The sequence below is a fragment of the Streptomyces sp. ALI-76-A genome (assembly GCF_030287445.1).
Lineage (GTDB): Bacteria > Actinomycetota > Actinomycetes > Streptomycetales > Streptomycetaceae > Streptomyces.
This window is the reverse complement of record NZ_JASVWB010000002.1, coordinates 1208899-1233498: the sequence shown is the minus strand read 5'-3', so window position 1 is coordinate 1233498 and position 24600 is coordinate 1208899. Positions and strand designations below refer to the sequence as shown.

General features: G+C 68.0%; 21 protein-coding genes. 6 read left to right on the top strand and 15 right to left on the bottom strand.

Features of this window, described 5'->3' with window-relative positions; translation table 11 throughout:
- Positions 1 to 84 precede the first annotated feature (84 nt).
- The 4 genes from QQS16_RS06455 to QQS16_RS06440 all read right to left on the bottom strand — a co-directional run bounded on the left by QQS16_RS06455 (position 85) and on the right by QQS16_RS06440 (position 3771).
- Complete coding sequence (locus QQS16_RS06455) at positions 85 to 564, bottom strand: PPC domain-containing DNA-binding protein (protein ID WP_286060646.1); 480 nt, start codon at positions 562 to 564, stop codon at positions 85 to 87.
- The gene (locus QQS16_RS06450; RefSeq protein ID WP_286060645.1) at positions 564 to 1592 is read right to left on the bottom strand and encodes an asparaginase; all 1029 of its coding nucleotides are present in this window, start codon (positions 1590 to 1592) and stop codon (positions 564 to 566) included. Before QQS16_RS06450 ends, QQS16_RS06455 begins: the two co-directional genes overlap by 1 nt.
- 42 nt (positions 1593 to 1634) lie before the next feature.
- Positions 1635 to 3164 (bottom strand): transcriptional regulator, XRE family protein, encoded by a 1530-nt coding sequence (locus QQS16_RS06445; protein ID WP_286060644.1) that lies wholly within the window; start codon positions 3162 to 3164, stop codon positions 1635 to 1637.
- Between the two features lie 148 nt (positions 3165 to 3312).
- Positions 3313 to 3771: a hypothetical protein gene (locus QQS16_RS06440; protein ID WP_286060643.1), complete on the bottom strand. Its 459-nt coding sequence runs from the start codon at positions 3769 to 3771 to the stop codon at positions 3313 to 3315.
- 592 nt (positions 3772 to 4363) lie between these two features.
- Here QQS16_RS06440 and QQS16_RS06435 point away from each other — a divergent pair.
- Positions 4364 to 5110 carry a class I SAM-dependent methyltransferase gene (locus QQS16_RS06435; RefSeq protein WP_286060642.1) on the top strand — a complete coding sequence of 249 codons (747 nt, stop codon included), beginning with the start codon at positions 4364 to 4366 and terminating at the stop codon, positions 5108 to 5110.
- A 100-nt stretch (positions 5111 to 5210) separates the two neighbouring features.
- Here QQS16_RS06435 and istB read toward each other — a convergent pair whose 3' ends face one another.
- The 4 genes from istB to QQS16_RS06415 form a co-directional block, all read right to left on the bottom strand.
- The gene (istB, locus tag QQS16_RS06430; protein ID WP_286060641.1) at positions 5211 to 6035 is read right to left on the bottom strand and encodes an IS21-like element helper ATPase IstB; all 825 of its coding nucleotides are present in this window, start codon (positions 6033 to 6035) and stop codon (positions 5211 to 5213) included.
- Positions 6032 to 7669 (bottom strand): IS21 family transposase, encoded by a 1638-nt coding sequence (istA, locus tag QQS16_RS06425; protein WP_286060640.1) that lies wholly within the window; start codon positions 7667 to 7669, stop codon positions 6032 to 6034. The genes istB and istA overlap by 4 nt, the downstream gene beginning before the upstream one ends.
- Positions 7670 to 8077: 408 nt before the next feature.
- Positions 8078 to 9886, bottom strand: coding sequence for a glycoside hydrolase family 15 protein (locus tag QQS16_RS06420; RefSeq protein WP_286060639.1), 1809 nt, complete (start codon positions 9884 to 9886; stop codon positions 8078 to 8080).
- Positions 9887 to 9951: 65 nt separating this feature from the next.
- Positions 9952 to 13050 (bottom strand): lantibiotic dehydratase, encoded by a 3099-nt coding sequence (locus QQS16_RS06415; protein ID WP_286060638.1) that lies wholly within the window; start codon positions 13048 to 13050, stop codon positions 9952 to 9954.
- Between the two features lie 509 nt (positions 13051 to 13559).
- Between QQS16_RS06415 and QQS16_RS06410 the strand changes: the two genes are divergently transcribed.
- On the top strand, positions 13560 to 13730 hold the full coding sequence (locus QQS16_RS06410) for a hypothetical protein (RefSeq protein WP_286060637.1): 171 nt from the start codon (positions 13560 to 13562) through the stop codon (positions 13728 to 13730).
- A 266-nt stretch (positions 13731 to 13996) separates the two neighbouring features.
- Here the strand turns inward: QQS16_RS06410 and QQS16_RS43890 are convergent, their stop codons facing one another.
- Positions 13997 to 14539, bottom strand: a complete 543-nt coding sequence (locus QQS16_RS43890) for a DUF6415 family natural product biosynthesis protein (protein ID WP_502963769.1) — start codon at positions 14537 to 14539, stop codon at positions 13997 to 13999.
- Positions 14536 to 15024 carry an ATP-binding protein gene (locus QQS16_RS06400; RefSeq protein ID WP_286060636.1) on the bottom strand — a complete coding sequence of 163 codons (489 nt, stop codon included), beginning with the start codon at positions 15022 to 15024 and terminating at the stop codon, positions 14536 to 14538. Before QQS16_RS06400 ends, QQS16_RS43890 begins: the two co-directional genes overlap by 4 nt.
- A gap of 323 nt (positions 15025 to 15347) precedes the next feature.
- Between QQS16_RS06400 and QQS16_RS06395 the strand changes: the two genes are divergently transcribed.
- The 4 genes from QQS16_RS06395 (at position 15348) to QQS16_RS06380 (ending at position 19125) form a co-directional block, all read left to right on the top strand.
- Positions 15348 to 16733 (top strand): NsdA family TPR-like regulatory protein, encoded by a 1386-nt coding sequence (locus QQS16_RS06395; RefSeq protein WP_286060635.1) that lies wholly within the window; start codon positions 15348 to 15350, stop codon positions 16731 to 16733.
- Between the two features lie 66 nt (positions 16734 to 16799).
- Complete coding sequence (locus QQS16_RS06390) at positions 16800 to 17288, top strand: TrmO family methyltransferase domain-containing protein (protein ID WP_286060634.1); 489 nt, start codon at positions 16800 to 16802, stop codon at positions 17286 to 17288.
- Positions 17289 to 18030: 742 nt separating this feature from the next.
- On the top strand, positions 18031 to 18903 hold the full coding sequence (locus QQS16_RS06385) for a helix-turn-helix domain-containing protein (RefSeq protein ID WP_286060633.1): 873 nt from the start codon (positions 18031 to 18033) through the stop codon (positions 18901 to 18903).
- A gap of 18 nt (positions 18904 to 18921) precedes the next feature.
- Positions 18922 to 19125, top strand: coding sequence for a DUF397 domain-containing protein (locus QQS16_RS06380; protein WP_286066237.1), 204 nt, complete (start codon positions 18922 to 18924; stop codon positions 19123 to 19125).
- A 192-nt stretch (positions 19126 to 19317) separates the two neighbouring features.
- On the opposite strand, the gene QQS16_RS06375 is transcribed toward QQS16_RS06380, so the two are convergent.
- From QQS16_RS06375 to QQS16_RS06355, 5 genes are all read right to left on the bottom strand, one after another.
- The gene (locus QQS16_RS06375; protein ID WP_286060632.1) at positions 19318 to 20100 is read right to left on the bottom strand and encodes an amidase family protein; all 783 of its coding nucleotides are present in this window, start codon (positions 20098 to 20100) and stop codon (positions 19318 to 19320) included.
- Entirely contained in the window at positions 20097 to 21407 is a 1311-nt protein-coding gene (locus QQS16_RS06370) for a glutathione synthetase (protein ID WP_286060631.1), read from the bottom strand. Before QQS16_RS06370 ends, QQS16_RS06375 begins: the two co-directional genes overlap by 4 nt.
- 55 nt (positions 21408 to 21462) lie before the next feature.
- Complete coding sequence (gene egtD, locus QQS16_RS06365) at positions 21463 to 22479, bottom strand: L-histidine N(alpha)-methyltransferase (protein ID WP_286060630.1); 1017 nt, start codon at positions 22477 to 22479, stop codon at positions 21463 to 21465.
- 23 nt (positions 22480 to 22502) lie between these two features.
- Positions 22503 to 23597 carry an MFS transporter gene (locus QQS16_RS06360; RefSeq protein ID WP_353479724.1) on the bottom strand — a complete coding sequence of 365 codons (1095 nt, stop codon included), beginning with the start codon at positions 23595 to 23597 and terminating at the stop codon, positions 22503 to 22505.
- Between the two features lie 305 nt (positions 23598 to 23902).
- Positions 23903 to 24535 carry a hypothetical protein gene (locus QQS16_RS06355; RefSeq protein ID WP_286060628.1) on the bottom strand — a complete coding sequence of 211 codons (633 nt, stop codon included), beginning with the start codon at positions 24533 to 24535 and terminating at the stop codon, positions 23903 to 23905.
- Between the last annotated feature and the right edge of the window lie 65 nt (positions 24536 to 24600).

Genomic DNA, 24600 nt, shown 5'->3' with positions numbered 1-24600 from the left:
GAAACGGCACTGGCCCGCCTCTTCGGGAGCCACGCAACCGGCGCGGATGCCGTCGCGCCGAGCTCGGGGCGGAGCCGGGCGGGGTCACAGGGGCTGGGCTTCCTGGTGCGGGGCGAAGGTCAGGGTCGGGACAGCGTGTGGTCCGCACAGTGGCCGCAGCATCCCGGGGGAGAGGACCTCCTGGAGAAACATCTCCTGGATGAACTGCACCTCCGCCCGCAGCAGATGCGACACGCTCCCCGCGGCGGCGAGATCCTTGCGTCCGACCGCGACATGGATGTGCGGGGCGAGGGCGTCGTTCTCCGGGCTCCAGGCGAGCGTGGCGGAGCCGACGGCTTCCACCGCGTGCAGGACGGTCTCGTCCCACACGGGAGCTTCCGGGTCCTCCAGCGTGCCGTTCGTTCCCACCAGGCTCACCTCCCGGAACCCTCCGAGGAACATCGGGATGATGGCCTGCCGAATTCCCATCTCTGCGCAGAAGCCGGTCAGTTCCGCGACGAAGTCGTCGCCGTCATCGAAAGCCAGCGCGAAGGTGCGCCCCATCCTCAGTTCGGTGTGCCGCATCAGCCCCGCCCTTCCGCGGTCGTCCCGGCGGGCGCGAAGGTGGCGAGGATCGTGTCGCGGTGGGCGCCGCTGCGCAGCAGGACTGTCAGCAGATGGCGGGCTTTGTACGGGTCGAGGTGCCCGGCCCCGATCAGGCCCCGGTCCAGCAGATCTTTTTCCGAGCCGGGGAATCCGTACGCGCGTGTGAGGGTGGTGCCGCCACCGGTGCGGGAGGCGAGGACGATCGGGATCCGCTGAGCGGCCTCCTGGAGGATGGGGACCCAGGTCGCGGGCACGTGCCCGACTCCGAAGCCGGCGATGACCATGCCGTCGACCTGTTCGAGGAGCGGCGCCAGCAGCGTGCCGCCGTCGCCGAGGGACGCGGTGTACACGCCGACGCGGGCCGGGCGGGTCATCGCCGCGGCGAGCGGGAGGGGCTTGTGTGCGGGGATCGCCAGGAGCCGCAGGCGGCCTTCGGTCACGGTGCCCAGGGGTCCGGTGTCGGGTGCGGTGAACGCGTTCGTGCTGGTGCTGTGGGTCTTGCGGACCCGCGCGGCGTCGAAGACCTGGTCGTTGAAGACGACCAGGACGCCCAGGCCGCGGGCCTGGGGGCTGGCCGCGACGGTGACCGAGGCGAGCAGGTTGGCCGGTCCGTCGGCCCCGGCCAGGTAGGGGGCGCGCATCGCGCCCGTGATGATCAGAGGCGTCTCGCCCGCGTACAGCAGGCTCAGCAGGTAGGACGTCTCCTCCAAGGTGTCGGTCCCCTGGGCCACGACGAAGCCGTCGAAGGTGCTCTGACCGTCCATGGCCCGCAGTTGGCCGGCGAGCTCCTCGATCTCGTCGAAGGTCAGGGAGGCGCCCGGCTTGGTCGTGAAGGACTGCGTCTTGACGACGATGCCGGTGCCGGCCAGCTGCGGTACGGCCGCGAGCAGGTCCTCCGCACTCAGCGTGGGGTGCGCCGCGCCCTCCGTGGTGGTGGGGGTCATCGTGATGGTGCCGCCGAGGCTGATCACGAGCACCGTGGGAGGAGGGGAGCTTGGCTTCGTCAACGCACATTCCTCGGATCGCGGCTGGAGCAGGGCGAGTTGAGTTTATCGGCCGTCATTTGGGCTGCCCAGGCTGCCGATAAAGCGCAGCGTCTGGTCGAGTGCCTTGAGCGTGAGAAGGCGGCTGCGGGGGCGCAGCATGCTGGTGAGCCCCTCCTCGGCGAGGCCATGGCTCCGGCCGGTCAGCCAGTTCCAGTCCAGTTCGAGGTAGTCGGCCAGGGCCTGCAGCCGGGCCGTCGGCGTCGGCCCGTCGACCAGACTGTGGGCCCGCACGTGGCCAATCACTTCCTGGTAGGGGGCTACCTCGCGTCGCGCGCTGGTGGTCGCGACCCGCCAGACGGATTCCTCGCGTACCCAGTTCGCCAGGATGGCCTGGTTGCGTGCCAGGACGAACCCCTCGACCTCTTGGTACTCCTGCTCGGTGGTCAGCCACACCTTGATCCCGTACATCTCCATCATGGCGACCGTGAGAAACAGAAGGGTTCGCTCATAACTCTCACTTGAGTGTACGGCGGACTCTGGGACGCAAAAGGCGCGACCAAGGGCACTTCCCGGTCCCGCGAAGCGATCGGCAACATTCTGCAAGTAGTCGTGTTTGTGGCGGAATAGTAGCCATGGTGCGCATTCCTCCCCAGTTGCCTCGCGGGTCCAGAACGCCGGCACCTCGGGGAGGTCACCGAGGTGCCGGACGATGTACTGGGCGCAGAGACTGGAGCCCAGCCACGCGGCACCGATGGGGGAGAGATCGGGCATGTCGGATCGCGGCGGCGCCGAGTTGCTGATCTTGACATAGTGCCGAAGCTCCTCAGCACGGTCAGAGAGGGGATTGTCATCCGCCAGCAGACCGTCGTCCACAACGTGCAGCGCCCAGAGGATGGCGTAGATCAGGTCGTCCAGCTGGTACGCCAGCGGCACACGGAGGTCTTGGCCCACGAAGAGGTTCTGGCGGGCGAGCGCGGCGTCCAGCACATACAGGCCCAACCCGCCAGCAGCACCGGGAGAGGCCAGAATCACGCCCCTGCGTGAGGAGCGGACGAAGGTCTCCAGGTGGGGGAGGTCCGCGGAGCTGATCTCCATCACGTCGCCGCGAGGCTCAGCCTCATAGATCTGCACGCCGATCGAGGTGCCGTCGAAGTGCCGGCCGCCGGCGAGCTCCCAGCTGCCGAAGATTCCCGCGTCCGGCTCGCCGGGGACATGCCGGGACGTCGGCCAGGTGTAGTCCAGGCTTCGTACCGCAGTGCGCGTCCTTCGGTCCAGCGGGCGCGGACGGACGATGTCGCGTACAGGGACGAGCTGGAAGAGGGCCTCGACGCTCTTGCCAAAGTAGAACTCAAGGACGGTGCGCAGGTCTCCGCGGGGGATGTGGGTACCGGCCAGCCACCGTTTGTAGGTTGCCGTGGAGGGCCGGATCTTGGCGAGTCGTGGCTCTTGTAACGCCTTCGCGGCATCTTCGGCCATGATCGGCCAGAGGACCCGGAACTTGTTCGGTGAAGCGCAGTTGAGCTCCGCAGCATCCAGAAGGTGGTACAGGAGCGGTACGACAGTCCGGGCCCGTGTCTCGTCCAGCTGCGTCATGCCGTCCTCCTTGATGTCCACAGAGCCGCAAGGTGGTTCGCGGGGTGTTCGTACGCCGCTTCGGCTCGATCGAGGCGCGGCTCACCGAGCGGACCGCGCCGGAAGGCTGATCGGAATCCCCCTCGACTTGGGAGGCGGGAGGCCACGGTCACAGCGCTGGTTCCGGACGTACCAGCCACAGAGCCGCCCGGTGCCGGGCAAGCCAGTGGAGCTCGAGTTCGTACTGCTGATCGCTTCCACCGACGGCGGTGCAGGACGAGGCGACGATGCCGTGCGCGTGGCCTTCGGCGATTGCGCGCTGAGCCTTCGCCCAGCCGGACCGGATGCCGTCGGCGATGTCGCAGAACCGCGCACGGACCAGATAACCGTGGGCGAGCGCGAGGCCTTGGGGTTCGGCCAGGTGCTCGCGCGGGCTCACTCCCGGATCCGTCAGCGCATACAGCACGACGTAGACGGTGGGAACGTCGGTCGCGGCCGAGTCGGCGTTGATCCGTCGGCGCAGCGCATACAGGCGGGAGGCGCTCGCCAGCGCCTGCTCCTCCCGCGCGTTCAGGACCGCAGGGTGCGACATGACTGCCGCCGGCGTTAGCGGAGGCGCTGTGAGCACCGGACCTCCTCTGTGAAGGCGCTGGCGTCCAGGAACTCGGTAGTAGATGTTTGTGGCAACTTGAATTGGCCCCACTCCGGCACTGAAGTTGGCCCCACTCGCTGGCAGAGTCCGGTCGCGTGGGGGCGTCAACCTCGCTCCGACAAGTTGTTTTGGCCCCACCCCGAACGAGTGGGTTCCCTGGCCGGGGGGAGGGGGCGGAGCGGTAGCGTGAAACGCATCGGATCCGGACTGGACGACGGGCCCCGACAGCCCGCCGGACCACAGGATCTCGACCCGTGTTCGATCCGGGACCGACGGATTCTCCGATCTGCGGTGGACGACGAGGACGGGCATTGGCACGACCGGCGGAGAACGGCTTGTGCCTAACCGGGCCGAGGCCGGCGCCCCGCAAGGGGCGCCGGCCTCGGTTCTTGAAGCGGGCCGGGCGGGTCAGAAACCGTGTCCCGAGGGGCAGCGGAGGGGTTGTCGGGCGCCGACCGGAACGGTTGCCGGGGGCTGAGAGGCGCCGCCGGTAGCCTTGCGACGCCTTGGCGGGGAAACGGCTTCAAAGCGCTGTGCCAGGCGCCTCCGGACCGCCGAGGATGGTCACATGACGATCACTTCGCAGGCCCGTTCCTTCGACAAGGCCGCCGCCAGCTATGCCGCAAACCGTCCTTCGTATCCGCCCGCCCTGCTCGATGCGGTTGAGGAACTCGCCGGCCAGTCCTTGAAAGGTGCCCGGGTCGCGGACATTGGTGCCGGCACCGGACTGGCGACTGCCCTCCTTCATGCCCGGGGTGCCCGCGTCATCGCGGTGGAACCCGGTTTTGGAATGGCCTCTCAGTTCCGCCTCAGGCTGCCCGAGGTCCCTCTCGTGCTCGGGGACGGCAACAACCTGCCGCTTGCCTCCGAGTCCATCGACGTCATTACCTATGCCCAAGCCTGGCACTGGACCGACCAGCGCAAGTCCGTCCCAGAGGCCCTCCGAGTACTGCGCCCCGGCGGTGCACTCGCCCTCTGGTGGAACGACTCAGACAGCACTGTGCCCTGGATAGCCGACCAGGACTCCCGCCTGCGCCACCTCTTCGGTGCCGAAGACAACGAACCCGACCCGATGGCCCGATTCCGCGGCCTGCCACCCCAACTCAGCATCGTCACCCGCCAGATGGTGTGGACCAGGAGCGTCCCGCTCGATACCCATCTCGCGAACCTAGCCAGCTATTCCGACTTTCTTGTTCTCGGCGAGAACGGCACCAGGACGTTCCTGGCTGCTGAGCGCGATCTTCTGACCGAAATCTTCCCGAACGGCACAGTCGAGGAGCACTACGTGGTCAGTTTGGCCGTTGCTGTCCGTTGACACCATGGCAGTCCAGCGGGCGGATCTTCCCAGAGAAACAATGGCCTGACCTGCGTTGATGCCCCGCGTAACTTGTCATGCGGGGCTCAGACGCCTGTGCTCAGGACCTGCGGTGCTTCTCTTGGGTCTTCTTGAAGCGGAAGCTGTCGGTGCCGGTCTCGACGATGTGCGCGTTGAAGGTCACCCGGTCCACGATCGCCGCGCAGAGCCGGGGATCGGTGAACGTCTGCTTCCACTCCGAGAACGGGGCGTTCGAGGCGATGGCGATCGCGCGCCGTTCCTCGCGTTCGGTGAACACCTGGAACAGCAGCTTCGCCCCGGCCTTGTCCAGGTCGAGGTAACCGAACTCGTCCAGGCAGAGCAGGTCAACGCGTCCGTAGCGGGCGAGGGTGCGGCCGAGTTTCTTCTCGTCGGCAGCCTCGGCGAGCTCGTTGACCAGGTTCGCCGTGGTCGTGTAGCGGACCCGCATCCCGGCCTCGGCGATCGCGGTCCCGATGCCGATCAGCAGGTGCGACTTGCCGGTGCCGGAGTCCCCGATCAGGCAGAGCGGCAGGCCGGCCTTCACCCAGGCCGGGTCGGCCAGGGTGCTGACCTGCTCGGGGGTCACGTTCGGATTCTTCTCGAACTCGAAGTCCTCCAGCCGCTTGGGGCGGGGGAAGTTCGCCTCCCTGACCAGCCTGGTCTTCTTCCGCTCCTCGCGCTGGAGACACTCGGCTTCCAGCAGGTCGGCCAGGAAGTCCTTGTAGCTGGCTCGCTCCTTCAGCGCCGTGTCCGCGATCTCCTCCCAGCGTGAGCGGATCGTGGGCAGGTGCAGGGCCCGGCAGGCTTCGTCGATCACGGTCTCGACGGCGCCGGCGGCGGAAGCGTCCTTGCGAGGCCCAGGGACTCGCTCACCGACGTCGAAGAGGGCGGTGTTGTCGTTCATGCGGAACCTTTCGGATGGCGGGTCAGGAGCTGGTCATAGACGTCCACCGACGGCGGGGGACGGTTGTCCTCGGGCAGTTCGGGTCGGCGGGTGGGAAGCGTCAGCAGCTGCCCGCCGGGGATGTCCGCCCAGGGCGGAGGATCGTTCTCGTCGTCCTCCGGCTCCGGGTCGCGGGCGGCGGACTCGGCCTTGCGGGCCTCGATGGCCACCACGTCCGGGCTGATCGACCCGGCCTTGATCGCGGCCGACATTCCGACCTGGACCGCCTCGGCGGGCATGCGGCGGTGCAGCAGCAGGACCTCGATCAGGGCCCGGGTGCCGGCCGCGTCCCCGTGGGTCTTCAGGGCGGCGGCCCAGAACGCCTCATGGATGGCCGTGAAGGAGCCCTCGGCCCGTGCGGCGGCCAGCGCGGTCGACCCGGCCATGGCACCCGGTTTGACCAGGAGGATCTCCAGGTAGTGGTCCAGCACGTCGCGATATCCGTAGCGTTTGGTCAGCCGCGGATGCCGGGCGACGATGTTCCGGCGCTCGAAGACCAGCAGCTCGTTGCCCCGCAGCAGAACGCGTACCCGTTCTCCGATGAAGCGAGCGGGCACCGAGTAGTGGGACTGGCGGACGGTGATCCGGCTGGTCCGGTCGACCTTCGGAGTCAGCGTGATGCCGCACTCGAAGTCCTCGGTCGGCAGCGGCGCGAGTTCCTCGGCCTCAATGCGGAAGTTGAAGCCGATCGAGGTCAGCTTCCCGCGCAGGATCCGCTCGTCCTCCGCCTCGTCGATCGTGGCGATGCGGGCGTTCAGCTCCTCCAGCGACGGGACGTCGGGGACCGGGACCAGGTGGGCCCGGCGGAAGCGTCCGCCTTCCTGTTCGACCCCGCCCTTCTCGTGGGCGCCTTCCTCACCGGGAATGCAGTAGAAGGCATCGAACCCATAGTGCGAACGGAAGGTGGTCCACCGCTCCGATTCCACCCGGTTGCGGCCGGTGCAGACCTGCCGGACCGCGGGCTTGAGGTTGTCGTAACGGATGTGCTTGGTCGGGACACCGCCCAGCACCCGAAATGCCTCCGCATGGCCTTCCAGGAACGACTCCTGGGCCTGCGAGGCGAACACCCGGTGGACGGCCTTGCCCGAATGCGACAGCCGCAGCGTGAACAGGTGGCACTTGACCACCTCACCGGCCACCCGCACCCACACGTCCGCGAAGTCGACCTCGGCTTCCTCGCCGGGCAGGTGTGCTTGGGGCACCATTCCCTCCAGACGCTGGCGGCCCTCACGGTCCTCTGCCACGATCTCCGGCCGCCGTTTGCGGACGTAGTTGCGCAGAGTGGAATACGACGCCAGGTCGAAGTCATGCTCCTCGGCCAGACGCTTCTGGATCCGCTCGACGGTGTGCTTCTGCTTCCTCGGCGCCTTCAAATCGGCCCGCAACATCGCGTCGATCCACCCGGTGGCCGGATCCAAGATGCGGAACTGCCGTTGGCTGGACTTGCGCGGCGGCGGGATCGCGGAGGCCATGGCCTGCCGGACGGTTCGGCGGTGAACGCCGTATTTCGCCGCCAGCGCCCGCTGCGAGATCGACGGATCGAGACGGACGTCTCGACGGATGTTTTCGAACAGCTCGATACGCGATAGACGCAACCCGGCCTCCCGACACGGCCATGACCAAGGACACGGCCTCCGACATGACCGTGAACGACGGACACACCCTGTCGGGATCGGGCAGACAGCGCAGACCATTCACTCGGACGAGGGCATGTCGCCTCAGAGCGGCATCAGTGGGGCCAAATCAAATGTCGATCAAATGGGGCCAGATCGCCGTGCCGGAGTGGGGCCAACGGAACCTGTCACAAACAGTAGTAGAGGAAGGCGCGCTGTCCGTCGTGAACGACGCGTAGCCCTCCGCGGCCCACGACTGTTCCAGGGTTATGAGCCGCGCTATGGGCTGCAGAGGACTGCTCCCGTAGCAGCCGGCCAGGAGGAGGGTGCGCAGGAGGGATGCCGCAAGGCGTGTTCCCGCCAGCAGCAGATCCAGGAGCGGGATCGTCATCACAACTCCCCGCCATGCGAACCCAGGGCTTCGATCTTGAGGGCCGTGTCAATGAGCGAAACATGGCTGAACGCCTGTGGGACGTTGCCGACTTGGCGTTGCCGCCGGGAGTCCCACTCCTCGGCGAGGAGGCCGAGGTCGTTCCTCAGGTCGAGGAGCTTCTCGAAGAGGGTGCGGGCCTCGTCGATGCGGCCGATCATGGTGAGGGCGTCGGCGAGCCAGAAGGAACACGCAAGGAAGGCACCCTCGTCACCCTGCAGACCGTCGACACCCTCGTCGGACCCGGAGGTGAGGTAGCGCAGGATGAAGCCGTCTGGGGTGGACAACTCGCGCTGGATCGCCTCAATGGTGCCTATGACGCGCTTGTCGTCGGGCGGCAGGAAGCCCATCTGGGGGATGAGCAGCAGCGACGCGTCGAGTTCACGGGAACCGTAGGACTGGGTGAAGGTGTTGCGTTCCTTGTCGTAACCCTTGTCGCAGACGTCGCGGTGGACGGTGTCGCGCAGATCCCGCCACCGGTCCACGGGGCCCTCGGCCTCGCCGGACTCGATGAGTTTGATGGTGCGGTCGACGGCGACCCAGGCCATGACCTTGGAGTGGACGAAGTGGCGGCGCGGCCCGCGGACTTCCCAGATGCCCTCGTCGGGCTCCGCCCAGTGCTGCTCCAGGTGTTCGATGAGCCGCAGTTGGAGCGCGGAGGCGTGGTCGTTGCGGGCGAGGCCGGTCGTACGGGCGATGTGGAGGGTCTCGGTGACCTCGCCGTAGACATCGAGCTGGAGCTGGTGGGCGGCGTCGTTGCCCACTCGGACGGGGGTGGAGTCCTCGTAGCCGGGGAGCCAGTCCAGCTCGCTCTCGCTGAGTTTCCGCTCGCCGGCGATTCCGTACATGATCTGGAGGTGTTCGGGGTCGCCGGCGACCGCTCGCAGCAGCCACTCGCGCCAGGCGCGGGCTTCCTCGCGGTAGCCGGTGCGCAGCAGCGAGGACAGGGTGATCGCGGCGTCGCGCAGCCACGTGTAGCGGTAGTCCCAGTTGCGGGCACCGCCGATCTCCTCGGGTAGGGATGTGGTGGGTGCGGCGACGATCCCTCCGGTGGGGGCGTAGGTGAGGGCCTTGAGGGTGATCAGCGAGCGGATGACGGCTTCGCGGTAGGGGCCGTGGTAGGCGCACCGCTCGGCCCACTCGCGCCAGAACGTCCCGGCGGCCTCCAGTGCCTGCTCCGGGTCGGGCAGCTCCGGCTGCTGCTGGTGCGAGGGCTGCCAGCTGATTGTGAACGCGACTCGTTCTCCTGCCGAGACACTGAAGTCCGAGCAGACGGTGTGGTCGGTGACGTAGGTCTGGACGGTGGTGTCCAGCCAGACGGAGTCCGGTCCAGCAACGGCGACCGTACGGTCGCCGAGTTGGTGCACCCAGGGCCGCGTGCGTCCGTAGCCGAAGCGCGGGCAGAACACCGAGCGCATCCGGACCCGGCCGGTCAGGCCCTCCACCGTCCTGGTCAGCTGCGGGGTGCCGCCGTTGCGGGTCATCACGTCGATCACACGGACGGCTCCGTGGGCTGTCGTCCACTCCGACTCAAGGATGAGGGAATCCCCGCGGTATCGGCGGGCGTCGGCGGCCGGCGGCCGGGTGCCGCCGGGGTGCGCGGGTCCGATCCGCCAGAAGCCGTGCTCCTCGGTTCCCAGGAGCGAGGCGAAGAGAGCCTCGGAGTCGAACCGAGGGAGGCACAGCCAGTCGATCGCGCCATCCCGGCCGACCAGGGCAGCGCTGTGCAGGTCGCCGACGAGGGCGTAGTCCTCGATAGGTGCGGACATAGATGGCGAATCCATTCGATGTTGGTGTGGTGTGTGGTGGTTGGTCGCTGTGCTCGGGCGGGTGGTCAGCGGTGGGGGTGGGTGGCGGCCAGGGCAACGGAGCGTGCCAGGCGCCACGACGTGCCGCCGGGACTCTGTCCGGCGAGACGGAGGTGTGCGGTCAACAACGCGTGCAGGACCAGGTCGGGGTCCGGATGCGGGGTGTGGTCGACAGCGGTGCGGTAGTCGCCCAGAGCGATATGCCGTGGTGCCCATCGGTCTGTGACGAGGGGGGTGCCGCCTGGAGTACCGCGCAGCATCTGCCATCCGGCGGCAGGGTCGGCCAGTGTCCGGGTCTGCTGCACCAGCTCCCGAGGTAATGGCGCGGCGGTGGCCGACTTGGGCTGGTTGGCGAGCCACTGCAGGCCGAGCTCCGTGTCCTGGTGGAAGCCGGCTGCGATGGCGACGAGATTGGCCGCCGCCAGCACCTGCGGGGAGAGGGCGCGGACGTGCGTGATCTGGTGGGCGAATGCGGCCGAGTCGGCGGCCAGGACGTCTTCCGCAGCCATGAGTGTCTCGTTCTCGCCCCACAGCCCGGTGTGCGGCCGGTAGGGAACGAGGTCGAATCCGCTCAGGAGCCCGGTGTCCGCCAGGTGGCTGCCCCAGTGGCCAAGGATGCCCAGCGCGCTGGCGGTGTCGGACGCGTGGTCCAGTCGGAGGTTGAGCATGCTGTGTGGCTGGTCGTCCTGGTCGTGCGGCGTGATCCACCATGTGGGGTGGTCGAGGTCGTAGAGAAGGACCGGCAGATGGTCGACCAGCACGGCGGGCCGGACGTGGGGCTGGCAGTACAGGCGGACGGAGAGATAGCGCGAGGAACCGGGAAGGTGGACATCAGCGCGGTGTGCGGTCGGCGCACCGTGGATGGCCGGGGCGGGCCGGGTTGCCGCAGCCGAGCCCAGGAGAATGACGAGTTCGTGGGGGCGGCCGCCACACCAGCCGTAGGCACTCTCGGGCTCTGCCTCGACGAGCGTCAGCTCGCCGAGCCGCCGGGACCGTTCGAGCTGCGCACGCAGAAGCGCGCGGTGGGTGCCGGTGTCCAGGTCCAGCCGGAGCCGAGTATCGAAATACTCCAGATACACCGTGTCGGGCAGCCGCCACTTTTCACGCAGCGCGGCGAAGGCGTCTTCCCACTGCGCGGCTGATGCCTTCTGCCCGGGCAGTCCGGAGTGGGCGAGGCGCCAGGTGGCGGAGCTGAGGATGCTGTGACCGGCGCGTACGCGTGGCCGGACGGCCAGGTACCGTGCGGCGCCCCAGTCCCAGGCGGCGAGATTGCCGAAGTTGCCCATGATCCTGCTGCTCTGCCCGCGCTGCAGTTCGTCCAGGAACCGGGCGATGGCCGGGGTCTGGCATTCGAGCTGGAGCGGGTGGGGGATCGCCGCTTCCAGAACCTGGCCCCGCGACCGCGAGACCAAGATCAGCCGGCCGTCGTGGTGGGTCACCGCGAGATCGCTGAGCGGGATGACGTCCGGGTCTGGTGTGCGGTACTCGGACAAGGAGATGAGTGGGGCGCTCAGACGCGGGGTGCGCGTGATGGGCGCCGCTCGCAGTGACAGCGGCGGGAACGACAACTGCACAGGCAGGGCGCCCTCGAAGACGGTGGGCCGTCTGGCCAGGGTCCCCAGGAGATCGCTGGGGGAGCTCTGTTCGGCGAGCAGCGCGGCGAACCGTCCGCCGCTGAGATGGCCCCAGCCGCGGCCTACGCGCCGCACCTCGATGGCAAAGGCGCCCGACTCCAGATCCTGCACGCTCGGCGCGTGCACCACGGCAGCCAATTCCACATGCGCAGGCGCGTCTTCCGCCGCCGGAGGCCGGCCTTCGGCGAGCCTTTGGATGGTCTCCTCGTCGAGGAGGAGTTCCCGGCCGTCGGCGACGGCCTGCTGCGCGAGAGCGACCAGCACCTTGTCGCGGTGCACGGTGGCGGGCTGCGGGGCCCGCCGCGTGCCGTGGAAGTCCTCGGGGAACCCGAGTTCGTCGAGCAGGTCCTGGAGCGGGACCAGCGTGCTGTCGCCGTACGTCTGCCGGAACCGCTCCCGGTAGCGGGCCCAGGCCAGCGTCCCCCGGGGCTCGGGGCTGACCCGGGCCAGGACGCCAGCGGCTCGCTCCGCCTCCCACGCCACCGCCCGGGGCACAACCACGTCAGCGTCTAGGCGCACGTCCAGGGTCAACGGGGACGGTTGGTCGGCGAGCTGCCGCATCCGCGTGACCAATGCTGTTCGGCGGCGTCCGGCGTCCGGCGGCGCGGCCTGTTGCCGGTTGAGTGCGCGCATCTCCTCGTCGATCTCCCGCAGGGCACAGGCCAGCTCGGCAGCTTGACCGGCTTGGGCAGCGCCCGAACTGAAGAGTTCGCGCACCACGTAACCGAGCGGATCCGTCTCGGTGCCGGCGGGCTGGAGACTGGTCAGGAGCATGCGTCGGGAGATCATGAGGTCCAGCAGCGCCTCGGCCTCGCCTGCCGTGAGGTCCGGGTGGTCGGCGACGAGCTTGTCCGCTACCTCCCTGTAGGGCACGGCGGCCCTCGCCATCTGCACTGCCGTACGCACAACGGTGATCTGCCGGATCGAGACCTCTCGCACAGCCGTCCCGGCCGTGTCCAGAGAGCGGGGCTGCCAGGGAAGCACCAGCCGCTCCCCGCGGACCCGCAGGCCGTTATTGGCCATCAACCGCAGCCGCTGGCGTACCTCAGGGATCGCCTCCAGATGCTGCACGATCACCGTCATCCAGACGCCGTCGGCTCGACTCACCGCGTGGTGGGACTGGCCCCATCGCGCAACGGTGGTACGGCCGAACCGGCCCTCAGCCACTCCGGCGAACAGACCGAACGGCGTGGCCCGGTGTCTGATGCGCAGGACGTAGCTGAGCAGTGCCAGCCCAAGACGTTCGATGGACTCGGGGCCGAGGAGGCGGTCGTCGAGGTCGTCGATCTCACGGGCAAGGTCCGGGCTGGCGTAGCGGACAGCGTCCGCGATCTGCGGAATGCTCCAGGTCTCGCGTACCCAGGGGAGCCAGGACGGGGGAGTGCGCGGGGTGATGTCGAATTCGGCCGGCACTGGAGGGATCGGCAGACCGTCATGCGGCACGGAGCGCACCAGGATGCCGCGCTGGGCGCGGTAGAAAGCTCGTCCCATCTCGTCTCGGCCTTCCTGCTAGACAATCAACAGCGGTCGTTGGGTCCTGTGGGGTGTTGGCTCAGAGGTCACTGAAGAAGTGCGCCAACGCGTCAGCTGTCCTCGGGACTTCGACTTCCTGCACGTCGAGCTCCCGGAGGAGGCGTTGGGCGTCGGATGCCCGATCCGTGCGTGCACTGTCAACGGAATGGGTTTTGGACCGACACCCGTTGACCGCGGGAACTGGTGACATGCCTTCAGACATGGCACGCCTCGCGAGCGCGCATCCTGAACGGCTGACCTGCTGCACCACGCAGCCGCGCACGCATGAGGCTCAACGTGTCGTGGAGCACTGCCGGGGCGGTGGTCGAGGCGGCCAGCGGCCTGGGGGGAGTGAGCCAGATACGGTTGCGGCAGATCGGCTGGTATCCATGCATCCCGCACCGGAGAGCCGGACCGCGGCTGCTCGCGGAGTGCGCGGCACGCCACCGGTCGGCCGTCCCGGACTCCACCGGGATGAGGAGCAACCGGTGGGCGATGCAGCACAGCAGCGGCCCGACCCGGTGACCAGTATCGATCATGGTATCGATCGCGCACATACCGAGGCCCGTGCCGACGCGGACGACATCGAAGTCGCCCGGCAGCTCGGGCGGGAGAGTCTCGCCGAAGCCAAGCAGCCAGTGGTGGCGAGTGGTCAGTAGGGGAGTCATCAGCTCTCCGGTCAGGACGGGGGGCCGTCGGGCGGATCCGTTCAGCGAGGCAGCTGAGCAGCGAGGATGATCGTCGTCAGGGCAACGGCGAACGTGGCGATACGCAAGGCGTTCTCCGGCTTAGCTCGTCGTCTCCGGACTTGTGCGAGGGCGGTTCAGGTGCCGGACCGAGCAAGACGGGCTGCTTCCGGCGAAAGAAGGACACCGGGGTAGCCCGACGGCACCTGCGGTGACGGCGGAATCACGAATTCACCTCCTCATGACCGTCTTTGACGGGGGAGAGGAAAGGGACCGAGGTGGGGAGAACGACGCGGCCGTTCGGCATGACGCATCCTGTGTCTTCGAAAGGTAAGGATCCCGTTGCACAGAAGGCTGTATCTCAGTACTGGGCAGTCCGCTGCATCCGCGGGCGGACACTCGGGCTGGTGCATACATGGCAGTCCGACCCTGCTCATCTCGGTGAGCACGGACTGAACGGCGATCGCCAACTGCCGCAGATGCACGCGAGATTCATGAAGTTGTTGGGGTGCATCCTGCGCCGCCAGCAGGGGGGCAGTTTCGAGTGCATCGGCCAGAGAGGCACATCTCAGCGACGTGTCAGCCGCAGGACCGAGCCGCATCAGGTGACCGCGAAGCCGAAGAACCAGGAAGTTCACGTCCTGGTCGTCCTCGGGGACAGGAGATTCCTCATCCAGCACCGGAGCGATGGTCTCCCTGGCGGCGACGACCACCGACCGAACAACGGGCTGGTCCTTGCGGTGGGCACCGGAATCAACACCCGTCAGCGCGCGGACACTCATGAAGCCTGCTCCCCTCGGACGAAGGGCGCATCGAACTCAAGCCAGACGGACTTCCCGGCCCCGGCGCGGTCCATCTTGACGCCCCACCGGTCGGCGAGGACACCTACGATGCTCAGTCCCCGACCGCTTTCCCGCTCCCCCGACTCCGGGCGCTCTTGCGGTCGTTCGTCGGACGGGTCGTGCACGTCCACACGCACCTGCTCGTCGCGGTACACGGCCTTGACGGTGACTGTGGTCTTCGGCGGACGACAGCGACATCCGTGCTCGACCGCGTTCGCCATGAGCTCCTGCGCCGCCTGGACGACCTCGTCGGCAACCTGTTCGAGCCCCAACTCCGAGAGTACGGCATGCAGTTGCCTTCGAACGGGCCTGATTGCCGCAGGATCTGCCGCGAACGAGACCTCCAGAAGCACCAGAGGACGCAACCCCTCCGGCCTGTCCGGGCGCACTGCTCCGAGGTCTGCGTCATCGTTGGAGACCTTCATACACGCTCCTTGGGCCGGTACCGCCGCAGCATCGCCAGCGGTGCCACGCCGTACGGCGGCAGGCGGAAGCGTCGGTCGTTCGGTGTGGCTTCGCGTCAGGTAGTGCACGTTCATCGGCTGCGCCGCCTTGCTGTCATCGATCGGACCGAGCCGGTCTCCGCACGGGCCCATGTGAAGGAGGTCGTCGATTCCCCTACGTCCCAGAAGCGTTGGAGGAATATCGTCTTCCTGAGACAACCGCTTTCGGCGCCCGGCCGGTATCCCGCGGGGCGCGCGGATCCAATGCACCTTATGCAAGATCGTTTCGGGGACAGGGGCGCACCATGGGGCGCACACGCAACACCAAGCTGGAAGCCGTGATCCAGGAACTCGGCCTGCCTCAGGCCCGTTTGACAGCTCGTTTCCGAGCTGTTGCCGCCGAGAACGGTGCCCACGAGCTGGACAGCACGAACCAGTCGAGCATCGCCCGCTGGGTGGCCGGCGCGCGGCCGAGCGGCCGCGCGCCGTCTATCTTGGCCGAGACGCTCTCGCGTGGCCTTGGCCGCATCGTCACGCTCGCCGATATCGGGCTCGCCCCAGAAGGGGGCACGGTTCCGCTGTCGCCGGAGTGGAGCGTCGACACGCTGACGACGCTCGTGAACCTCGGGGGCACTGACATGGACATGGACCGCCGCCGGATACTGGCCGGCTCCGCCTACTCCGTCGCGGGCCTGGCGCTGCCCACCGACTTGTGGTGGGAAGAGGCCGCCGAACGTGCCCGGGCCCGCGAAGCGTTGTCCACCCACACCGTCACCCCTCAGGACGTGGACAGCGTCCGCGAGATGACCGTCTTCTTCTCGCGCCGCGACCAGCAGCGCGGCGGTCGGGGCGTTGGCCGAACGGCGCTCGTGGCCTACCTGCGCACCGAGGTCGCCGCATACCTCGCCGGGCACTTCCCCTCCGAAGAAGTGCGGCGCGCCATGACCTCGGCTGCGGGAGAGTTGGCCTACCTCGCAGGGTGGACCGCATTCGACGCGGGCGAGCATCCAGTGGCCCTGCATTGGTTCACCGTCGCCACACAGCTGGCCGAGGAAGCCAGGGACGCCCCTCTGGCCGGCCACGTCCTGCGCGCGATGGCCCACCAGGCCGTCGACCTCAAGCAGCCCGCGCAAGCCGTACGCCTGTCCACAGACTCGCTCGCAGGAAAGCGGTACACCAACGCCAGCTGGCGAGAGAAAGCACTGATCGGGGTGGTCCACGCGCGCGGCCTGGCCGCCGACAACCGCCGCAAGGAAGCCCTGGCTACTCTGCTCCAGGCGGAAAACGACCTCAGCAGAGCCGAGGAAGGAGACGACGAACCGAGCCGCGTGTGGTTCTTCGGCCAAGCCAGCCTCGCCCACGAAACCGCCGCCGCCCTGCGCGACCTCGGCGACCTGAAGGGCGCTGAGAAGCAGTTCCGCCACAGTGTGCGCACCCGACGCAGCCAGTTCCAGCGGACCCACTCGGTGACCCTCGGATACCTGGGCGCCGTTCAGGTCCAGCAGGGCCAGCTCGAGGCCGCCTGCGACACATGGGGACAGGCCCTCGACGCCATGACCGGAGTGCAGTCGGGCCGGGCCCGGGAGACGGTTGTCCAGATGCGTCGCGCCCTCAGCCCGTTCTTCGGACGAGGAGGCAGCCCGGTCGCCGAGCTCGATGCCAAGGCGCGGTCGGTGCTCGGCGTAGGCTGACGCGGCCACTACACGAATCGCGGTAGCCGGCCAGGCCACCACCCAGATCAGAATGAAGAGGCCCTTGTGTCCGACGAGTTCATCGAAGTGCCGGTCATCGGCAGGGTCGTAGGAGGCCACACCGGGCGCCTCGACGACTACAAGGGGGGCGTCGAGTCGATCATCCGTCTGAACCCTGACTTCCCTGAAGAGACGCTGCAGGGCATCACCGAGTTCAGCCACCTCCAAGTGGTGTGGCAATTCAGCGAGCGGTCCCCTGACGATGTCGCCCTGCACGCGCGGAGCCCCCGCGACAACTCTGCCTGGCCCGCGACCGGAACGTTCGCCCACCACAATCACAGGCGCCCGGCAGGCCTCGGTGTGTCCTTCCCGAAGGTTCTGCGGGTCAACGGTCTCGACGTACACGTGACCGACCTGGATGCCGATGACGGTACGCCGGTCATCGATCTGGTGGTCGTGTTCCAGGAGTTCCTGCCTCGCGGCGAGGTCACGCAGCCGTCGTGGCCCGGCGAGATGCTCAAGGACTACTGGACCGACGCCGGAGAGCGGCCGTAACAGCAAGCTGCTCAACCCAGGCTTTGTGAAAAGGATCCGCGCGGGTCGCGCGACCTCGTGCGCCCCGGCGGTATTCAGGCGTGGACTGGAGCGGAGTCCGAGGTTGGAGCCCACCCGCTCAACGAGCCCGCGCATCATGAGGCCCTTCCACTGACCGGCTCAAGGTTGCCGCAGGGAGCCAGCCAGCCAGTCGGTCGACCGTCCAACGGCCGGACACATGCGGCATCCCTGTCGTAAACGCCAGGCCCTACGACGACCAGCACAGCGCAGTCCTTCACGATGTCGTGTGCGATCGCGTCGGCTTTGGGGAGCCAGCCAGCGCGGAGACTATCCGCGACACATAACGCCTCCTCGGGCGTCACGCTGGCCTCTGGTCGCTTCGGCCGAGGCTGCTCGACAGATGTCGTCATGGACTTGCCTCTCGAACGTGTGGGGCCGCTGCGGGTGAGCTGTGGACTCGCCGACGCGACGGTTGGGTTCGCAGGGGTCGCACTTTCGCGGCAGCAAGCAGGTGCGTACCTGCTCAACAGCCATGCAGAGCTGGAAGTTGGGATCTGCCACCCGCGAGCGGTAGCTCCTCGCAGTGACCTGACTACGATGAACCTAACTAGGGCCTCTCCGCAACCTCTTGAGCTACATATTGCGGAACTAGACTCGCACGAAGGACAGGCGCCCCCCTCGTAGCCGTGCGGCCTCCCCGTCCGCCACACTTGGGCCCGAGGGACACGCCATAGGAGGACACGTGGGACAGCCAGCGCGACGTACCGCTCGCCGGCGCAGGTTGGGAGCCGAGATCAAAGAGGCTCGCGTGGCAGCCGGTGTCACCCCGGAGCAGGCGGCCAGAGCCATCCACGGCGACAAGTCGAAGATCTCCCGGATCGAGACGGGTCGACACCGGGTCAGCCGCCTCGAGCTCGAAACGCTCATGGACCTGTGCCGCATCCACGACCCGCAGAAGAGGGAGTGGCTGGTCGCTCTCTCAACGGAGGGACATCGCAGGAGCTGGTGGAGGCGCCATGGCGATGTTCTGCAACCGGACTTCAAGGAGCTGTTGACCCTAGAAGAGGACGCAGAGCGCATCTCCGCCTTCCAGACCCAGGTGCTCCCGGGCCTCGTTCAGACGAAGAACTACGCAACGTCCGTCATTCGCTCGAGTGACCCCACGCTGAGCGACGACCATCTGGAGTTCTTCGCCGACTTCCGAGTGCAGCGCCAAGCAGTCCTCGATAGGGAGAACCCTCCCAGCTATCTCTGCATCGTCACTGAAGGAGTCCTGCGCCAACAGGTCGGTGGCCCAGAGGTCATGGCCGAACAGCTGGGCTATCTGGTGAAGAGCAGCCAGCGGCCGAACGTGACAATTCGTGTCATCCCATTCGAGCAGCCGGGCTATACGGGGACGAGCGGCTCCTTCGTCCTGTACAGCTATCCCGACCCGTTGGACCTCGACGTGGTCCAGGTCGAGTACTTGGACGGGGCTCTCTACCTGGAGGAGGACGAGTCGGTGAAGAAGTACCGGCACTCACTGGACCTGCTGCGGGAGTCGGCGCTGCCGGCACCGGAGTCGATCGACCTGATCTCGAAAATCGCTCGGGATCTTGTTCCGCAACGAAAATGAAGAGGTAAAGCAGCCGTGATGCGGCATGACCTACCCGTACACCGGTGGCGCAAGGCGTCCCACAGTGGAGCGCAGTCTGGAGACTGTCTGGAGGTACAGGAAACGGAGGATGGCCTGGTGGCCGTCGGCCACAGCAAGGCACGAGAACTGGGGGCGTTCACGTTCCCGCACGGAACATGGCATACCTTCGTCGAGAGCGTGAAAGACGGAGAGTTCGGATAGCCGCTTGCTCGCTGTGTTGATCGGGAGCGAGTTGCCACTCAGCCCGTTCTGACAGCGAAGCCGAAGCGTCCCCCCCTCAAAGCTGGTGAGGGGGGACGCTTCGGCTTTCTACTTTCCTCTCATGAAGCGACAAGAGCAACTGCCCCACAGCACTCCGTCACTGATCCTCACGGTGCGACCTGCCACGAGGGGCTACACCGAGAAGGCTGGGGGCCGAACCGGGCTGGGCAACCTGTTTGCGAGCTGCTTCGCAGCCTCGAGGACGGTGCGGTCAACGAGGTAAGGGCCGATGATCTGGACACTGAGCGGCAGCCCCGCATCGGTCCTGCCAGCGGGGAGCACCAGGGAGGGGAGCCCGACAGGGCTGGTGAGATTGAGCCAGCCGGTCTGGTCGTAGAACGAGCGCTTCTGCCCATCGACGGTGATATGCCGCTGCGGGGGCGGCGTACTCGTTTTGATCGGGGACAGCCACAGTGGGCGTGGCCGGCGTGATGATGATGTCGTGCTCCGAGAAGTACGCCTCCCACGCGCCTCGGAGCTTCTGGCGGGCCTCGTCGGCGACACACCAGTCGCAGTGCCGCATGGCCGGGAGTGGAGGAACGGCCCGCTCGGGTCGGCGACCGGGATCTTCTGCGCCGCTTCGACGTCTGCGGCGAAGGCCGCATCCGTCGCCGTAGCGGACGACGTTGCGTACATGAGTCGCTGGAAGAGCTTGTCGCTCTCGGCGAAGTCGACGGGCTCGGTGGAGTCGTCGATGTCGGCGCCGGCGGTGCGGAGGAGTCCGGTGACGTGCTGCAGGAGAGCGCGGGTGTCGGCATCGACGTGGCAGTACAGGTGGTCGGCCCAGATGCCGACGCGGAACTCGCTCAGCTTGCTCTTGGTCGGAGCAGACAGGTCGATCTTCCAGCCCGCCCGGTCTTGGGAGCGGCTGGCCGCGAGTGCGTAGTCAAGGCGGGCGGCGGGCCGGGTGCTCATGTCGCCCTCCCGTCGTACAGCCCGGCGGCCTCCACGGCGCGGATGGTGTTGTAGTCCTCATCGATCGCGCGGGGGTTCTCGGCGGCGAGCGTCAGCCGTCCGGGAGAGGTCAACAGGTCGATGGTGCGGTGCACTGGTATGCCGGGGACCAGCGTGCCGACGTACCCCTGCACTGTCGGGAGAGTCAGCAGGGTGCGCAGGAGGTCCTCGTCGAGCACGCCATCGTGCGGCGCGATCAGCGACACCTTGGAGACACTGAAGCGTGGACGATCCGAGGCCAGGCTCTTGGGCGCACCAGTGACCACCGCGTGCACCGCGTCGCGGATATGGTCGCTGCCGACCGCCTCCCGCATGGCCGCCGGGTCGTACGAACCTTCGGGTCGTGCGCCGCTCTCGATCAGAACGGGCCCTCGCCTGGGCACGTAGATCAGCTCGGTGTGCGCGGGGCCTGCGGCGATCCCCAGGGCGTCGAGGACTCGTACTGTGTAGTGCGCGAGGGTACGCGGGATCAGCTTCGCGCGGTTGAGCAGGTCGAGGCGGTCGTACACGTGCGTGGTGCCGGTACGGTGGTCGGCCCAGAACTCGGTGATCGTATGCCGGGCCGTGCCGTCGGCGTCGGGGGCGGAGACGCTGTTGACGACGTACTGCGAACCCTGGAGCCGTTCCTGGATGAGGAGGTGGTCGTTGCTTCCGCCCATGGCATTGGGGACCCCGTGCAGCTGAATCCAGGCCGATCGGATCTCGTCGGGGCTGGAGCAGAAGATCACGCCGTCTGATCCGGCGGAGTCGGCCGGCTTGAGTACGAGGTCCGGCGTGTCCAGCGAGTGCGCCCAGGACAGGGCGTCCCGGAGGCGGTCAGTGCTCAGGCTCCGTGGAGCGTCGATGCCCGCACTCGTCAGCGCGGCCGCCATGGCGCCCTTGTCGCGGCGGCGGTTTGAGGTCTGCGGGTCGTTGCCAGGCAGGCCCAGGCGGTACGCCAGTTGCTCGGCGAGGGGTACGCCGATTTCCGTCCCGGCGACCACGGCGCTCACCCGGAGTGCGCGCAGTGCCCGGGCGGTCTCGTCGACGTTGCCGTCGTGCACGACGACGCGCCGGTACCCGGTGGGGTCGAGACTGCCGCGGTACAGGGGAGGCAACGCGTCGTCCGCGGGGGTGACCGCGACGCAGTCCCATCCCCGGTCGGCGAACTCGCTCTGGTAGTGCTTGCCCGAGCCGTACGGGGCGACGACAGCGGCGGGCCCCTGGAGAACCGACGAAAGGGAGCCACCAGCAGGGGTCCGGTCAGGACTGATCAAAGGCAAGGCCATGGGGCCACTCCGAAACGCTCGAGAAGCATGGACAGGGGGCGGAGGGCTGCCGGGATCAGCGGACACAGGCGGTGCTGTGGCTCGTTGACGCGTCCTGGACTGCTGCGTGTTCCCTGGGGATGGCGAGCGCCAGGCCGTAGGCATGATTCGGGGAGGTCAGGAGCCGCCCCAATGCCATCCCGGCGGACGCGAGTTCGCCAGCCAGGCCGGCGGGCCGGAACTTCGCCGAGATCTCGGTACGCAGGTCCTCACCCGCCGCGAAGTCGACGGCGAGTTGGAGGGCGGGGATCCTCACGGTCTGCTCGATGCGCGAGCGCAGCCGCATCTCGATCCACTCGTGCTCGACGGCAGCGTCCCAGAGGGCCACGTGCTCGAAGGCGTCGAGACCGAAGTCGGCGCCGAGTTCCCGATTGATGACCGTGAGGACGTTCTTGTTGAAAGCGCCGGTCGTCGAGTCGGCGTAGGCGGCGATGAGGAGCGAGGGGTCCTTCACCAGGTCGGCACCGAGCAGCAGGGCGTCGCCGGGCGCGAGGAGGGCGCGGATGGCGGCGAGGAACACGGCGCGTTCGGCGGGCAGGAAATTGCCGATGGTGCTGCCGAGGAACGCAACGAGTCGCGGGCCGGGGGTATCCGGCAAGATGAGCGCGTTGGTGAAGTCGGCGATCAATGCGTGCACGGTGAGGTCCGGGCGTTCGACGATCAGAGCCTGCCCGGCCTGCCGCAAGGCGCTCTCGCTGACGTCGACCGGTATGTACGTGTGCAATCTGGGCAGTGCATCGAGCAGGTGTTGCGTCTTCTCGGACGAACCGCTACCGAGTTCCACCAGGGTGCGTGCGCCGCACACCGCAGCGATCTCGCTGGCGTGGGCCGCCAGCAGCTCACGCTCCGAGCGTGCGATGTGGTACCCGGGCAACTCGGTGATCTTCTCGAAGAGTTCGCTGCCGTACGCGTCGTAGAACCACTTCGGCGGCAGCGACTTGGGAGTACTGGTGAGGCCATGGCGGACGTCGGCACGCAGCGCGGCGTCCGTTGCATTCTTGGGCAGGGTGCGGGTGAGACGGAACGAGTGCACGACAAAGCTCCCTTGAGACGGGGTCAGGACACGGGCAGGGGCGGACGGCGACCGGTCACGCTCAGACGGCGGCGGGCGGCGACGAGGATGAGGGCTGCGCCCGCGGCGCCGGCCGGCAGCAGCCCTGCGGTCGGTGCCAGGCCCGCCGCCGCGGCGCCCGCGGCGCACCCCACATCCAGCGCGGCCACCAAGAGCGCTTGCGCCTCCGTCGCGGTGCCGGCCGGGGCCAGATCGCCCGTGACCGCGAAGGCGACGCCCAGGAGCGGCGCTATCACCAGGCCCGGGACGACCGTGCCGGCCAGCGCCGTTGTGGGGCTGGCCGCCAGAGTGATCAGCAGCCAGCCCCCTGCAAAAGCCGAGCACAGGACGATCAGGTGCTGAACTGCTGTGCCCGGCCACAGCCGCGCCCCGTACAGGAGTCCGCCGACGACGGCACCGAGGGACAGCACGGCCGGGAGGGCTCCGGACAGCCACGGTGTGCCGTACTCGGCGGCGGCCGATACCGCGAGGGGAGTGAGGGCGCCGAGGGGGATACCGACGCCCACCATGGCCAGGTACAACCCGCGCAACTGCGGGGACCTGAGCGGACCCCGCCAGTCGGACCTGTGGAGGCGGACGGTGGTCCACGTCCGGGAGGCCGGCGTCGTCACGACCAGAGCGGTGCCGACGGCACCGAGAGCGGCCGTCGCCACCAGCGCGTCGAATGCCGAGGACACCATGACGATCCCCGCCACCAGCAGCGGCCCCACGACGTAGATCATTTCTTGAGCCGCTGCCTCCAGCGACAGCGCCGTTCGCTGGTGGGCGCGGCTCGGCATGAAGGACCCCGTTCCGAACAACGCCCTCAACCCTGCCTCAAGCGGAGCTTTGGCCGCCCCGGCGACCGCAACGCCGGCTATCGCCCACCACGGGTGCTGAGACCCAACTGCCACGCCGACGAGGGCGGCTGTGCTCAGCACGGTGGCTGCGGAGAACGGGAGCGTCTGTCCGTACCGGTCGGCCAGACGGCCGATCAGCGGACCGCCGACCGCGCTGGCCACCAGGTACAAGGCGGCCAGAGCCGCGCTGACCGCCGCACCAGAGCTGCGAGCTCCGATCACTATCGCGAGCGGGGCCATCCCGTTGGGAAGGCGTCCGATGAGCGTCCCGGCCAGCAGACGCGCCGCGCAGGGCACCCGCAGGACATCGCGGTACCCGACAGGCACCGGACGCCTCGGCGGCTCAACCGTGGAACCGAGGACGGCCACAGCAGGTCCGGACGAGGCGCCGGTGACCGGCCGTGAAGTGGGCTGCTGCACAGGTGAACTCCCGAGCGGGCCAGGAAGAAGGAATGGTGGTCCGGCGGATCCGAACGGAACGGAAACGGTGAGACGAGGACCCGGCCCGGGCCGGGAGCAGAGGGGTCAGCCGATGGACCCACAGGTCAGTCGACGTACCAGCGGGTCATCGCGCCGCACTTCGTGGGCGCGTGACCGGTCTTGTAAACGCACGCCCGGATCCTGTGATAACCCTCGAAAAGGACAGGTGTCTTCCCGCTGATCCCGTTATTGGCCCCGGAGTCCTGGACGCTGACGAGGAGGCGACGGCTGTCGTCGGCGAAGACCTGGGTGACAGACGCAAAACCGTCGGCCTTGATGTCGTTCGCATAGACCCGGCCGTTGCCGTAGTAGTACCAGCCCTCGGCACCGCGGCCGCTGGAGTAGACGTAGCCGGAGCTCGCCGCGGAGGCCGGGGTGGTGGCGCGATGGTGGCGAGCGCACCGCCCAGAGCGACGGGCACCGTGTGTTTGACGAAGCGTGAGACGGACACAGAGTTCCTTCCAAGGATTGACTTCACGTGAAAAGAGGCGCCTGTTTCGGTGCGCGGGCCCGGCGAAGGAGCAGGCCGAGCGGCAGGCACACCGCGGCGCCCAGGACGCCGCAGGACATGGTGGAGAGGCCCACGAGCGGGTGTGGAAGGGGGTGGCGGCGTGCCGCTCGGCGGGGAGTCCGACCACCGAGGAGTGCCACGTGCACGTCACGGCACGAAAGTTGGGGTGCAGGGCGGTCATGGTCATGGTCGGATCTCTGGTTCGGTGATCGGGATGCAGCAGGTGCCGGGCTGGCGGGAGGGTGTCGCGAG

Coding starts and splice junctions, on each gene's coding strand:
- QQS16_RS06360 (WP_353479724.1), bottom strand. CDS start 23,597: ATGGCCCCGCTCGCGATAGTGATCGGAGCTCGCAGCTCTGGTGCGGCG.
- QQS16_RS06370 (WP_286060631.1), bottom strand. CDS start 21,407: ATGGCCTTGCCTTTGATCAGTCCTGACCGGACCCCTGCTGGTGGCTCC.
- QQS16_RS06445 (WP_286060644.1), bottom strand. CDS start 3,164: ATGACGCAGCTGGACGAGACACGGGCCCGGACTGTCGTACCGCTCCTG.
- QQS16_RS06355 (WP_286060628.1), bottom strand. CDS start 24,535: ATGACCATGACCGCCCTGCACCCCAACTTTCGTGCCGTGACGTGCACG.
- QQS16_RS06420 (WP_286060639.1), bottom strand. CDS start 9,886: ATGTCCGCACCTATCGAGGACTACGCCCTCGTCGGCGACCTGCACAGC.
- QQS16_RS43890 (WP_502963769.1), bottom strand. CDS start 14,539: ATGAGTGTCCGCGCGCTGACGGGTGTTGATTCCGGTGCCCACCGCAAG.
- QQS16_RS06395 (WP_286060635.1), top strand. CDS start 15,348: ATGGGGCGCACACGCAACACCAAGCTGGAAGCCGTGATCCAGGAACTC.
- QQS16_RS06455 (WP_286060646.1), bottom strand. CDS start 564: ATGCGGCACACCGAACTGAGGATGGGGCGCACCTTCGCGCTGGCTTTC.
- QQS16_RS06400 (WP_286060636.1), bottom strand. CDS start 15,024: ATGAAGGTCTCCAACGATGACGCAGACCTCGGAGCAGTGCGCCCGGAC.
- QQS16_RS06435 (WP_286060642.1), top strand. CDS start 4,364: ATGACGATCACTTCGCAGGCCCGTTCCTTCGACAAGGCCGCCGCCAGC.
- QQS16_RS06380 (WP_286066237.1), top strand. CDS start 18,922: ATGCGGCATGACCTACCCGTACACCGGTGGCGCAAGGCGTCCCACAGT.
- QQS16_RS06375 (WP_286060632.1), bottom strand. CDS start 20,100: ATGAGCACCCGGCCCGCCGCCCGCCTTGACTACGCACTCGCGGCCAGC.
- QQS16_RS06415 (WP_286060638.1), bottom strand. CDS start 13,050: ATGGGACGAGCTTTCTACCGCGCCCAGCGCGGCATCCTGGTGCGCTCC.
- istB (WP_286060641.1), bottom strand. CDS start 6,035: ATGAACGACAACACCGCCCTCTTCGACGTCGGTGAGCGAGTCCCTGGG.